The organism is Colwellia psychrerythraea, assembly GCF_000764225.1.
GTDB classification, from domain to species: Bacteria; Pseudomonadota; Gammaproteobacteria; order Enterobacterales; family Alteromonadaceae; genus Colwellia; species Colwellia psychrerythraea_D.
Genome location: NZ_JQED01000047.1, coordinates 43,555 through 56,464 on the forward strand (window position 1 = coordinate 43,555; position 12,910 = coordinate 56,464).

Below are 12,910 nucleotides of genomic sequence, written 5' to 3' on the forward strand. Positions count from 1 at the left end.
AACAAATGATGGATTTTACAAATAAATTGGGGACGCTGGATAGCACAATTTTTATTGTCTACGTCATAGGGCTGCTATGTCTTGCCTTGTGGGTTTCTCGTAATGAGAAAAAAGAGGGCGCAAATACCGAAGACTACTTTTTAGCCAGTAAGTCTTTGCCTTGGTGGGCTATTGGTGCATCACTTATTGCAGCTAATATTTCTGCTGAGCAAATCATTGGCATGTCAGGCTCTGGCTATGCTATCGGTTTAGCGATTGCCTCATACGAGTGGATGGCCGCCATTACCTTGGTTTTGGTTGGAAAATACATGTTGCCTATTTTCTTAGAAAATAAAATATTCACCATGCCACAATACCTTGAACAGCGCTTTGATAACAAAGTTAAAACCACCATGGCGATATTTTGGCTAGCGGTATATACCTTTGTTAACTTAACCGCAGTATTATGGTTAGGCGGTATGGCTATTGAAACCGTAGCAGGTGTTGACTGGATGTTCGGTATGATATTTTTAGCCGTATTCTCTGTTGCCTACTCGTTATATGGCGGTTTAAAAGCGGTCGCTTTTACTGATATTTTACAAGTGGTGTTATTGGTGTTTGGCGGTTTATTGCTAAGTTATTTAGCCTTAGATGCCGTTGCCGATGGACAAGGTGTTTTAGCCGGTTTCGGTATTCTTACCGATACTATGCCTGAGCATTTTGACATGATATTAAGCCCCGAAAATGACCATTACATGAGCTTACCAGGTATTTCTGTGTTAATTGGCGGTATGTGGGTGATGAATTTTAGTTATTGGGGGTTTAACCAATATATTATTCAACGTGCGCTTGCGGCTAAAGATATTAAAGAAGCGCAAAAAGGTATTGCTTTTGCTGCTTACCTAAAGTTATTAATGCCATTAATTGTCGTTTTACCCGGCATTGCTGCGGTTATTCTTTACCCAACTTTGACGACGCCTGATCAAGCTTATCCTTCAATGATGGCTATGTTGCCTGTTGGCATAAAAGGTTTAGTTTTTGCTGCATTAGTTGCGGCGATTGTTTCTTCACTTGCTTCAATGACTAACAGTATTTCTACCATTTTTACCATGGACATTTATAGCCGATTCAAACCGAATAAAAGCCAACGTCATTATGTGCATATCGGCCGAATTGCTGCCTTAGTTTCGCTTTGTATTGCCTTAGTTGTTGCTCAGCCATTACTGGGTAAGTTTGACCAAGCGTTCCAATATATTCAAGAATTCACCGGCTTCTTTACCCCAGGTATCGTAGTGATATTTGTTATGGGTATGTTCTGGAAACGCGCTACCTCAATGGGCGCTTTATCAGCGGCTTTAGGATCTGCGGTATTTTCGTTAGTGCTTAAGTTTGCTTGGCCTGAACTACCCTTTATGGATCGCGTAGGTTTAGTGTTCTTACTTTGTTTAGCGCTTTGTTATGTGGTTTCTATTCTGGGTAAACCAAATACAACCGATAGTAGTGTCAGCCTTGAACAAGTGAGCTTTGCTACGACTAAGCCATTTAATGTCGCCGCACTAGGCGTGGTTATTATTTTAACTGCTTTATATGCCACATGGTGGTAACAAGCTGTTATGGCTACGCAGTTTTTAGTTGAATTTTTAGTTAGATAAGGAGTTAACCAGGTCAAGTTATTGGCCTAGTTGATTTTTAAGGAAAACATATGAAAGTTTTAGTGACAGGGGGAGCAGGATACATTGGATCCCACACGGTTTTATCATTATTAGAAAATAATTATGACGTTATCGTTTATGATAATTTAGTCAATTCAAGTATTGAGTCTATTGACCGTGTTGAAAAGCTGACCGGTAAAACTGCAGCGTTTATCGAAGGTGATATTTGCGATAAAAAGAAATTATCCCAGGTATTTCAAAACTCTAAAATTGATGCCGTTATTCACTTTGCTGCACTTAAAGCAGTCGGTGAGTCGGCAGCAATACCACTAAGTTATTATCAAAACAATGTCTATGGCAGTGTTTGTTTATTGGAGATTATGCAACAACATAAAGTGCATGATTTTATTTTTAGCTCTTCTGCCACGGTTTACGGCGAAGAAAATAACGTGCCTTATGTCGAAACAATGAAGTTGGGTACCCCTTCGAGCCCTTATGGTGCTAGTAAAGTCATGGTCGAGCGTATATTGGCTGACTTAGCGCTTTCAAATAATAATTTTAGAGGCGTATCCTTACGTTATTTCAACCCTATTGGTGCTCACGAAAGCGGGACGATAGGAGAAGATCCAAAAGGAATTCCTAATAACCTTTTGCCTTATGTGGCTCAAGTTGCCGTGGGTAAACGCGACAAACTGAGTATCTTTGGTAATGATTACCCGACAAAAGACGGTAGCTGCGAGCGTGATTATTTGCATGTGATGGACTTAGCGCAAGGACATGTGGCAGCCTTAGACTGGTTAAATCGTCACAATGAATTTAGCGGTGTTGAAGCTTTTAATCTAGGTACTGGTAATGGCGTGTCAGTTTTTTCGATTGTTGAGGCTTTTGAAAAGGCCAGTGGTAAAAAAATTCCCTTTGAAGTATCACCAAGAAGAGCGGGTGACCTAGCTGCTTTTTGGGCAAACGCCAGTAAAGCCAATAAAGAGCTAAATTGGCAAGCTAATAGAAGCTTAGCGCAAATGATGACTGATACATGGCGCTGGCAGCTAAACAATCCGAATGGGTTCTTAATTTAATGACTCAATTAGCAACCGATGTCAAAGCGGGTACAGAATTTAAGAGGGTTAATCAATTGGATACCATTGTCTTGAGCAATGGCAATAACATGACCGTTGAAATCATCAACTTTGGTGCGCGCATTAAGTCTATTAAATTTCCGGTACATGGCAAACCAACGGAAATGACGTTAGGTTATGAGTCATCCCATGAATATTTAGCCGATGACTTCTATTTAGGGGCAACTTGTGGTCGGGTGTGTAATCGCATTGCTGGCGGAAAATTTGAACTTGCGGGGCGACAATATCAATTGTCTCAAAATGACGGCGACAATTGTTTACATGGCGGCACTGATAATTTTGCTAGGCGTATGTGGAAAGTAAGAAGAGAAACAGTTACTAATTCTTCAGTAACTTTATCGCTTATTTCACCCAATGGTGACCAAGGTTTTCCGGGAACACTTAATTTGTCTATTACTTATCAACTAAGTGAGGATAATTTACTAAGCATTCAGTTTATAGGTAATACCGATTTAGCGACACCCGTTAATTTGACTAACCATGCTTATTTTAATTTGGGCGAGCATGACTGCCAATCTCTCTATTTACAAATGATGTCATCGGCATTTCTTGAAAGTAACGCAGAGAATATTGCCACTGGAAATATTCTCTCGGTGAACCAAAGCGATTATAATTTTCGATCGCCTGCTTCTATTGGCGAACGACAACACAATACTGAAGATGAATCCATTAACGCTAAAAACGGTTATGATCATTGCTTTGTTTTAGATAACACGCCATTTGAACAACCCAAAGCGATTCTTACGTCACTAAAGAATCAAATTAGCTTATCTGTATATACCGACCAAGCAGCAATGCAACTTTACACTGGTTATTACCTAAACGGCCAATTTAACGCGTATCAAGGTATGTGTTTAGAGGCTCAAAATTATACGGGTGCGGAAAACAATCAACACTTTCCCAGTACTATTTTGAAGCCAAGCCAGCAATATAAACGAAAAATAATTTATAAATTTGAATCAATAGCCTAACATTGTCTGAGCTTGTTTTTGTTATTGCTATTCAAGCTCAATTTTAATACGTTTAGCACCGTCTAGTTGTTTGCTATTATCAAAAGCTAGTTTGATACGCTCATCTCTATGTTGCCGCTTAATTTTACTGATGTAGAGCGAAATTCAATGGTTATCGCTTAACCCGATTTGAGGTTAAGTAAGATATATTTCAGGACTAAATGACTATAAAGTGGCACGATTGTTTGACAAACTATTTTGAACTGACATTTTAAGACAATTTCAGCATAAATTATGCTATGTAGGTAAATTCTGGGAGTAAGTTTGGTGTGAAAATTCTTCTTACTTTACGTAGCATCGCATAAAATTCGATGTTACGTGTTTTTGCACAACCAGTAGCTGGCTAACCGAGTTTTAAGTATGATGCTTCATTACTTAAATTGTAGTATCTCAAGTTTGAACTGATACCATGGATCTATTAGTTGTATCAAAGCTGTCAGTGACAAAAGCCACCGGCCCCTTCATTATTCCTGATCTGTACCTCAAATTATAATCAAGAGCCCAAAACCAGAATTGTTCCGCTAAACCATAATACGAACCAAGCAGCTAGTGGTTTACTAGGAATGTCAGGAATGATGCTTGCAACTGTCTATCAGATTCAAGAAAACCTTGATATTTGGAACTGTTTGTTAAGACTGAATGCTACAAATTTATGTTTTATAATCCTACATTACTATCATTCGGTTGTTTGTCATTTGAGAAGCCGACACCAATGGTCGATATCTAAGAGCATTGAATTTATCTTGATGTCGCTGCCACCCACTAGTCAAAGATTATTGTGACGCTTCTTTTTGCTAGGCACACATATTTATATTCCAACCAAATTATTAATAATTGATGCATTAATAGGGGGCATTATTATTGATCCAATCTATTGGTATAGAAGAAATGCTCCACAGATTGAACCAAAGATAAATCACTGCACGCAAATAGTTGATGTTAACAAATTCATTTTAATAAAATTCAAAGCACCTAATAAAACACTAACAATCCTCTTAATAACCAGTCTTGAATTGCTCAATATATATAAAAACCAGCTAATCTGGCCATAGCCCACGTTTAACGTGTCAGATCAAAACCCACGGGCACCTCGTTCCTTTTGGTGGGCACTAAATGTACCCACAAGGTCTTAGAGTGCCCGTTAAAAAAAGTGAAGTTCTGTTCCGGTTATTATTCTTCGCTTTGGGTTAAAAATATTGTTATTTCATGGGTTGTGGTTATTCTGTTGTAACGGTTTTTTATACCTGTGCTTTTGAGTGTTACACATGTCCTTTGTAACGTGGGGAGTAGGCTTATTTAAGAAAACGTTACATAGAAGGGGCTTGGTGCAAAAAGTATTGGCGTAATAGGGAGGTTTGAGCACAAAGACTAGTAACTTTAAAGCTATGGAGATAAGAGAACAAGCTAATAAATAAAAACAGAAGTGGTAAGGACAAAGTTAATAACTGACGCCTTGTTGAGTAGCGTTTGTGGCTAGAGATGCAGAGAGATTGGATGGGATAAAAAGACAAGTTATTAAATGGTGATTAATAATAAAGATAAGTAACTGATGCAGGTTGGTGTCTTTAATTCAAGTTGATGGACGGAGCGTTAGTGTAGTCATAACAGGCTCAAATTATTAAGAGTCTTGATCATGTGATCGGTCACTTGACCTTTAAACTCTTTTGCAAATAAATCGTCAGGAAGGATCTTATAAGCCACTAGTGTGTTGTTTTCAATAATTCGGCTAAAGCTTCGCTATAAAGATCTTTATAAAAGCCACTGTTATCAAGACATTTTTGATAAAAGGCAGCTTTTCAGATGTTCGGTAGTCCATTTGAAATTCACATCCAAATGCAAAATAACAATTACCCCCTGTGTAAGGATGGGGCTTGTAGGGCTGCTTAAACTAAACAACCACCGTCTAAAGACGGTGGGTTAAAAACAGCGAGCCTGTAACAGATTTTGTGTAACTGCCAGTTTTAAATAAAGTCCTTTAAACGGGTCAAAACAGCGGACTGAAAGTCCAGCATTTCGGCTAAAGCCGATTACTCCACTTCAAAGTTGTCATTTGGCTTACGTTCAATGTAATGTTCCAAATATTCTTTGATCATCTCTTTGGTTAATTCTCCTGCTGTGACACAAAAGTAACCTCTTGCCCAAAAATGCTGTCCCCAATATCTTTTGTTTAATCGAGGAAACTCTTGAAACAACTTTGTCGATGTTCGCCCTTTTATTCGTCGCATTATCTCTGATGGAGACAAACTAGGTGGAGCTGAAACCAACAAGTGAACATGATCTTGACTGACTACGCCTCGTAGTATTTCAATTTCTAAATGCTCACAAGTTGCCTAGCCAACTCTCGAACCCTTAACCCCACATCATCTGTTAAAACTCGGTAACGATACTTCGTTACCCAAACAAAATGATATTCGATTTTATATTTGGTATGTGAATCATTACGATATTTCATACCTATACTAAACGCAACTACTAGCTTAAAGCTATCCCGTCTAAAGACGGGGGGTTAAACCAATTCCTGCGGACGAATTAATTTAGTAAATAAACAGGGAGCGGTAAGTTAACAACAATGCATTACCAAAGGCATTCAAGCCAATTTAAAGAAGCAATATTAAATAAACTCAGTCAAAGTGGTTTATCGGTCAGAAAGTTTGCTGAGCAAGAAAGCATTAATCTATCAACCCTGTATAGTTGGAAAAAGCAATTCAAAGTATCAGGTTTTAATGTGTCAAAAGTTAGTTCGTCAGATAAATGGTCAAGTGAAGAAAAGTTTGCAGCGGTACTGGAAACCTCAGCCTTGTCGGAAATTGAGTTGAGTGAATATTGTATAACCAAGGGTTTGTATCCCGAGCAAATAAAAGCCTGAAAATAAGATTTCATCGTAGGCAGCACAATAAAACCGAGTAAAAGAGTAGAAGAGTAAAACAAACACCTGAGCAAAAAGCTGACAAGAAACGTATTAAAGCATTAGAGCGAAAGCTGCGGAGAAAGGAAAAAGCTTTAGCAGAAACGGCAGCATTACTCGTCTTAGGAAAAAAGTACTATGCCTATTGGAGGGAAAAAGAGGACAGCTAATACCGCTGACCGATAGGCAAAAACATGCACAACTGATTAGCCAAGCAGTAACCTCAGGGGCAAGGCAAGATAAAGCTTGTGAAGTTATTGGCTTGTCAACTCGAACGCTACAGCGTTGGCGTATTGATGGTGGTATTGGTGAAGATAAAAGACCTACAGCCATTAGGCCAGAGCCAGTGAACAAGCTAAGTGTACAAGAGCGACAAGCTGTTATTGATGTTTGTAATGTTGAAGAGTTTTCTTCATTACCACCAAGCCAAATAGTGCCAATACTGGCAGATAGAGGTGAATACATAGCTTCAGAGTCGAGCTTTTATCGCATATTAAACGCTGAGAATATGCTGCACCATAGAGGTAAATCGAAACCGAGAAATAGCCATAAAAGGCCAACGAGTTATACCGCTAAAAAGCCAAAAGAAGTGTGGAGTTGGGATATCAGTTATATGCCGACAACCGTGAGAGGCCAGCACTATTACCTGTATATGATAGAAGATATCTACAGCCGTAAAGTGGTTGGTTGGGAAGTTCATCACAACGAAACAGGAGAACAAGCCGCACAGCTGCTAGAACGTAGTGTGTGGACAGAGAAATGTTCAAAAACAAAGTTAGTGTTGCACTCCGATAATGGTGCACCGATGAAGAGTCTAACCATGCGAGCCAAGATGTATGATTTAGGCGTTGTGACCTCGCGAAGTCGCCCAAGGGTAAGCAATGATAATCCGTACTCAGAATCACTGTTTAGAACGGTAAAGTATCACCCGCGCTGGCCTTCAGAAGGGTTTAAATCCTTAGACGAAGCCCGTAAATGGGTAAAAGAGTTTGTTTACTGGTACAACAATGAGCATCGTCATAGCAGGATCAAGTTTGTCACACCCAATCAAAGGCATGAAGGTCTTGATATTGAAATATTAGCGAAACGAAAAGCGTTGTATCAACAAAAAAGAAATGAGCATCCTGAGCGATGGTCAAAAAGTGAAAGAAACTGGCAACCAATAGGCGCTGTGGAGTTAAATCCAGAGCAATATAAAGAGGTTACTTAACAATTTAGGCGACAACTGCCTTGAAAAACGCCGAGCAGGTCAAAATGTAAAAACTGATGCATTTAGAGGGTTGAATATTATTGATAAAACTCAACAGCATGAAACGAAAGTAACCCCAAGTAATAAAGTAGATGAATGGCTACCTTGGGTTCATATAGCCATAGGTAATTTAAAAGCATTCTTGTTAGGGACATTTCATGGTGTGACTAGAAAATACTTACAAGAATACCTTGATGAGTTCTGTTATCGCTTCAACCGTCGATTTGTGGAAAAACAAATACCTAATCGGTTGTTAAATTTAGTAATTGTTCATACGCCATTTAAATCAACCTGAAAATAGTACATAAGCATGTAAAATTTATTTAGGTGCAAACATCTTGTCTGCGATGCGGTGTGCGGTATAAACCGCTTCGCCATCACTTTCGCCATCAAATATAACGGTAACATTTGGAGTGAATAAGACAACGTCACCAACTTCTGCTACATATTTGTTGCCTTGTAGGTCACGCATAACAATTTTACCTTTGGTGATAACCTTGTACTCTACAAATTCATAAACAAATTCAAAGTCAACGCCAGGCTGCATGGCAAAGAAACCAACCGTTAGACCATTTGAATTGTCAGTAACGGTGATTTCAGCCATCTGACTTTTCAGGTTGTTGACTTCAAGCAAGTCAGCTAAATCGTTTAGCTTATAAGTGCCCGCTTTGAATAGTTGTATACTAGGTTTTTGGGCTAGTTTCGGTGTGTTATTTTCATTAACAGGTTGATTCATTTTTTATCCTAATAGATTGTGCTGAAAAATCAGCAACGAGAAATTGTGTGTTTATTTTACAGCGATAAAGCCAATGCATTGCTTGCGGTCTGCTTCATGATGACTACTCATATTGTTTGCATAAGATGATAACTAGCAATAGAGTCAAAAAAATTTACTTATTAGTAACAATCTCATACTGAAATAGGCGCTAGATATAAAGAGCTATAGTAAATGTAAACGCCTCTAAAGTGGCAAAAGTGAATATCGGCTTTATACTTCGGTGGTGTATCAAAGAAAAACACCGAGCAACCGGTGTTTTTCTAATTTATTAATGGCTTACGCTAATCTAAGCTTCTTTAAAGCAGTAAACAGCTAGCTTGTTGCCATCAGGGTCGCGAGTATATGCCGCGTATGCATTTGGTGCCCAATCTCGTGTACCAGGAGCGCCTTCATCAGGGCTACCAGCAGCTATCGCCGCCGCATGAAATGCATCAATTGCACTACGGCTAGGCGCTTCAAAGCTGACAGTACCACCGTTACCTACACTAGCGGGTTGACCATTAGCTGGCTTTAAAACAAAAAATGATGGTGCATCTACACCCCAAATAGTTCCATTTTCATCTAAATCAGCGATGCGCTTAAGGCCAATTGTATTTAAAACGTTATCGTAGAAAGTGCGTGATTTAGTTAAGTCGTTAGTACCAATAGTTACATGAGTAAATATGCTCATTTATATTCTCCATAGAGTAAAGTTAATTTTTTGCTTATCGATGTGTAGCAAAATTGCTACGACTCGTTTCGATGGAGGTATAATATACCCTTTAAAATAAATGATAATAGCTAGATATGTAAATAACCTTTACCTGATGGTAATAATGGTATTTTAGTCAGAAAAGAAATAAAGAAGGGCATGCAGGGTCGGATACCCCCTACATACATTGGTGTGTCATATATAAATTGGGCATACAGCTTAGAAAATCATAAGATTAAAGTAGTTGCTCAGCTAGGTAGTCCACGAGGAGTCGTATTTTGGGTGATAAATGACGATTTTGAGGATAGACTGCCCATATCCCTTCATCTGGCGCGCGATAATTATCTAACAAAGTGACCAATTCACCGCTTTGTAGGTGTTGTTGAACATAATAATCGGGTAATTGCACTATCCCTACCCCTTTTAATGCCGCATCCGTTAAGCTGTAACCATTGTTGTATCGTAACCTTCCCGTTACGCGAATACTTTTTTCTCTGCCAGACTCTCTAAAGTGCCAGTAATCATTTGTTCCCAACAAACAACTGTGCTTATTAAGCTCTAATATAGAATGGGGTATGCCATGCATGTCTAGATAGTCCGGCGATGCACAAACATAGTTTGCTCTATTGCCTAGTTTTTTTGCCATCATTGTTGAGTCACTTAACTTACCAAGTCGAATAGCTAAATCATAGCCTTCTTCAACGATGTCAATTTGACGGTTACTTAAATAAGCAGAGACTTCAACATCGCTATATTGCTTTATGAAGTTATTAACCAGCGGTAATATTTGCTTCTCACCATAGGTTACAGGGGCTGTTAATTTAATTTTACCCTGAGGTTTTGATTGCAAATTTGTGATAGCACGCTCTGCAGCATCAAGACCGTCAAGTACGCTGCGACAATGCTGATAAAAAAACCGCCCTTCTTCCGTTAAGGAGACTTTGCGTGTTGTTCGATAAAATAATTTGATATTGAGTCGCTTTTCTAACGCGCTGATTTGACGGCTCACTTGAGCTGTAGATATCGCCATTTTTTTTGAAGCTAATGTAAAGCTCTCGTTTTCAGCAACGTAAACAAATTCGCTGATACCATCCCACTGCATAATTATTACCTATATGTATAAGTGAATTACCAAATTAGCATATTATCATTTAATCAGGAATAAATATAATAGCCGCCATCGAGAAAGGATGCAGTGACTTAGCTAATCCATCAAAGATTTACGTAACTATGAGATATACCTAGGTTACAAAACTTACATAACAAAATAGGAAGCAAAAATGAGTTGGTTATTTCTTTTGTTAGGTGTCGCTGCTGAAGCGATGTCTCATGTAGCATTAAAAGAGACTGATGGTTTCACTAAACCACTGGCAAGTGCATTAGTTTTACTGGGGCACTTAGCGGCGTTCATGTTTTTAGGGCAAGCAATGAAGGGCATGCCCGTTGGTATCGTTCATGCACTTTGGGCAGGGTTAGCTATAATTACCGTGACTTTCTTGTCTACTGTTATCTATCGTCAACATATTGAATTAAGTACATGGCTTGGTATGGGGTTAGTAGCTATTGGAATTGGCATGATTAACCTTTCTCAAGGACACAGTCATTAAAATGAGTTACGTACCTGACGTATTGTTATGCAAATTCAATAAACAGACTCACATTTATTTTAAGACAGCACAAATATAAAAATAAAATATCAGTCAATTGGTGTATTTATGAGGCTTAATTCTTAGGTAATTTATGATTGAAAAATTGACGAATAAAATTATTTATCATGATAGGAAGTCTTTGCTTTTCTAGTAGATGACAAAGGGAGTTGTACGCAGCTTTACTTTATTCCAGTGATAGCAAAATTTTCAGATGAATAATTACACATAAAAACTTAGAGGTTATTTATAACTAACAAAACGAAAACTTTGAAGAGCAATATGAAAACAACACAAACAAAACCAAAAACTTGGAGAGTTATATGAAAAAATCAAACTTGAAAACTATATTAGCGTTATCTGCTTTATGTACAGGACTATTATTGAGTTCAACTTATGCTAGCGCTAAATCAGATAAAAACTGTACTGGATTACCAGACCACCTTGCCCTTAAAACAGCACTAGACGCCGCCGTTATGAGTGAAACCAGTGGTCTAGACTTCGACATGTGGGCTACCGTAGTAAACCGAGATGGTGTTGTATGTGCCGTTGCTTTCTCTGGACAAGATCGAGGAAGCCAATGGCCGGGTAGTCGCGTTATATCGGCGCAAAAGTCAAATACAGCCAACGCATTTAGTCTAGATGGCCTTTCATTATCAACGGCTAATTTATTTTCCGCGATACAACCCGGTGGAAGCTTATACGGCTTGAATTCAAGCAATCCGGTCAACACAAAAATTGCCTATAAAGGTCCGTCTAAAAAATACGGAATGCCTAACGATCCTATGGTCGGTAAAAAAGTTGGAGGTGTGAATACGTTTGGCGGAGGACTAGGGCTTTATAATGCCGATTATAAAATAATTGGCGGGCTTGGCGTAAGTGGTGACACATCTTGTGCCGATCATATGATTGCCTGGAGAACGCGTGCAAATCTGACATTGGATTACTTAAGTACAGTGGGCGGAGTTAATAGCGACACTGAACGCCCAGACAATATCATTTATGATGTCACACCAAATCCAAGTGGCGGTACTGGCACTAGCGCAGGAGGCTTCGGTCACTCCACTTGTTTGAACACAGGCGATCAAACATTATTACCCGCAGTGAGATAATAAAAGATTAGCCTTGGTACTTTAAATTTTCCTCATCTATACCCGTTATCATTCAAAGTGCTCTGAAACATGCATCTTGAATGGTAACGGGTATATATTTGTTGTAGAGGGCATATTGAAGTAACTATGGCTCGTGATGAAAATGCCTTGAAATTAGCTTAGGGATAACGGTAATTCAAAATATTTGTCTCAGAAATAAATTGTAACTTTCGTTCATTTGTTTCTATCCTTTAGGGGGAGGCTTGGAACTTTAATATAAAGTTTTGTTATCGGGTCAGTTACCTCTGAGAGGTATCTCATTCCTGTAGTCAGTTAATCGGGAGTTTTGGTTAATCAACACTAGACCCCTGATTTCATACTTCGAGGATGCCGTAGGTGAATAAACATAAGTGTTGTAATGTAAAGGCGTGTTGTTAAGCGCTTAAAGATATTGTGGTTATACCCGCTTCACTTGAAGATGCAGGATTCAGCTGGAATTATAAACGCCTTTAGGCAAGGCTGAGTAAATCATACCCTGCGTTACATTTGTTTTTAAGGGAATTAATAAAAAATGTGCCTTGGTTTTGAATCGCTCAGTCTTCCTGAAACGAGCATCTTCAAGTGGAGCGGGTATATATCTTTATTGTTACTGAGAAGTAAAAGTGAATTGCATTTTAAGAGTATTATCAAATTTGAAAGAGTGTTATAGACTGACGTTATTAAGTAGCAAGTTTGTCTACACGCTAAACCCATTAAAGTATCTATTAATTGAA

At 38.7% G+C, this 12,910-nt stretch carries 8 protein-coding genes and 3 pseudogenes; 7 read left to right on the plus strand and 4 right to left on the minus strand.

Going from position 1 to position 12,910, the window contains the following annotated elements:
• Positions 1-8 precede the first annotated feature (8 nt).
• From ND2E_RS04650 to ND2E_RS04640, 3 genes are all read left to right on the plus strand, one after another.
• Positions 9-1,583: a sodium/sugar symporter gene (locus tag ND2E_RS04650; protein WP_033095127.1), complete on the plus strand. Its 1,575-nt coding sequence runs from the start codon at positions 9-11 to the stop codon at positions 1,581-1,583.
• Positions 1,584-1,681: 98 nt separating this feature from the next.
• Positions 1,682-2,707: a UDP-glucose 4-epimerase GalE gene (gene galE / locus ND2E_RS04645; protein WP_033095128.1), complete on the plus strand. Its 1,026-nt coding sequence runs from the start codon at positions 1,682-1,684 to the stop codon at positions 2,705-2,707.
• Positions 2,707-3,738 carry an aldose epimerase family protein gene (locus tag ND2E_RS04640; protein WP_052056860.1) on the plus strand — a complete coding sequence of 344 codons (1,032 nt, stop codon included), beginning with the start codon at positions 2,707-2,709 and terminating at the stop codon, positions 3,736-3,738. The genes galE and ND2E_RS04640 overlap by 1 nt, the downstream gene beginning before the upstream one ends.
• Positions 3,739-5,804: 2,066 nt before the next feature.
• On the opposite strand, the pseudogene tnpA reads toward ND2E_RS04640, so the two are convergent.
• Positions 5,805-6,229 (minus strand): annotated as a pseudogene (tnpA, locus tag ND2E_RS22760) (IS200/IS605 family transposase).
• A gap of 117 nt (positions 6,230-6,346) precedes the next feature.
• Here tnpA and ND2E_RS22765 point away from each other — a divergent pair.
• Positions 6,347-7,892: pseudogene (locus ND2E_RS22765) on the plus strand (IS3 family transposase).
• A gap of 40 nt (positions 7,893-7,932) precedes the next feature.
• Positions 7,933-8,226 (plus strand): annotated as a pseudogene (locus ND2E_RS0121805) (transposase); the annotation flags it as partial.
• A gap of 24 nt (positions 8,227-8,250) precedes the next feature.
• Here ND2E_RS0121805 and ND2E_RS04630 read toward each other — a convergent pair.
• From ND2E_RS04630 to ND2E_RS04620, 3 genes are all read right to left on the minus strand, one after another.
• Positions 8,251-8,667, minus strand: coding sequence for a cupin domain-containing protein (locus tag ND2E_RS04630; RefSeq protein ID WP_052056861.1), 417 nt, complete (start codon positions 8,665-8,667; stop codon positions 8,251-8,253).
• Positions 8,668-8,995: 328 nt separating this feature from the next.
• Complete coding sequence (locus ND2E_RS04625) at positions 8,996-9,379, minus strand: VOC family protein (RefSeq protein ID WP_033095129.1); 384 nt, start codon at positions 9,377-9,379, stop codon at positions 8,996-8,998.
• A gap of 256 nt (positions 9,380-9,635) precedes the next feature.
• Positions 9,636-10,502 carry a LysR family transcriptional regulator gene (locus ND2E_RS04620; RefSeq protein WP_033095130.1) on the minus strand — a complete coding sequence of 289 codons (867 nt, stop codon included), beginning with the start codon at positions 10,500-10,502 and terminating at the stop codon, positions 9,636-9,638.
• Between the two features lie 178 nt (positions 10,503-10,680).
• Here ND2E_RS04620 and ND2E_RS04615 point away from each other — a divergent pair, with 178 nt between their 5' ends.
• Together ND2E_RS04615 and ND2E_RS04610 are read left to right on the plus strand one after the other, a co-directional pair.
• Complete coding sequence (locus ND2E_RS04615; protein ID WP_033095131.1) at positions 10,681-11,007, plus strand: DMT family transporter; 327 nt, start codon at positions 10,681-10,683, stop codon at positions 11,005-11,007.
• 362 nt (positions 11,008-11,369) lie between these two features.
• Entirely contained in the window at positions 11,370-12,158 is a 789-nt protein-coding gene (locus tag ND2E_RS04610; protein WP_033095132.1) for a GlcG/HbpS family heme-binding protein, read from the plus strand.
• Positions 12,159-12,910 lie beyond the last annotated feature (752 nt).

Coding starts and splice junctions, on each gene's coding strand:
- ND2E_RS04640 (WP_052056860.1), top strand. CDS start 2,707: ATGACTCAATTAGCAACCGATGTCAAAGCGGGTACAGAATTTAAGAGG.
- galE (WP_033095128.1), top strand. CDS start 1,682: ATGAAAGTTTTAGTGACAGGGGGAGCAGGATACATTGGATCCCACACG.
- ND2E_RS04625 (WP_033095129.1), bottom strand. CDS start 9,379: ATGAGCATATTTACTCATGTAACTATTGGTACTAACGACTTAACTAAA.
- ND2E_RS04650 (WP_033095127.1), top strand. CDS start 9: ATGGATTTTACAAATAAATTGGGGACGCTGGATAGCACAATTTTTATT.
- ND2E_RS04610 (WP_033095132.1), top strand. CDS start 11,370: ATGAAAAAATCAAACTTGAAAACTATATTAGCGTTATCTGCTTTATGT.
- ND2E_RS04615 (WP_033095131.1), top strand. CDS start 10,681: ATGAGTTGGTTATTTCTTTTGTTAGGTGTCGCTGCTGAAGCGATGTCT.
- ND2E_RS04620 (WP_033095130.1), bottom strand. CDS start 10,502: ATGCAGTGGGATGGTATCAGCGAATTTGTTTACGTTGCTGAAAACGAG.
- ND2E_RS04630 (WP_052056861.1), bottom strand. CDS start 8,667: ATGAATCAACCTGTTAATGAAAATAACACACCGAAACTAGCCCAAAAA.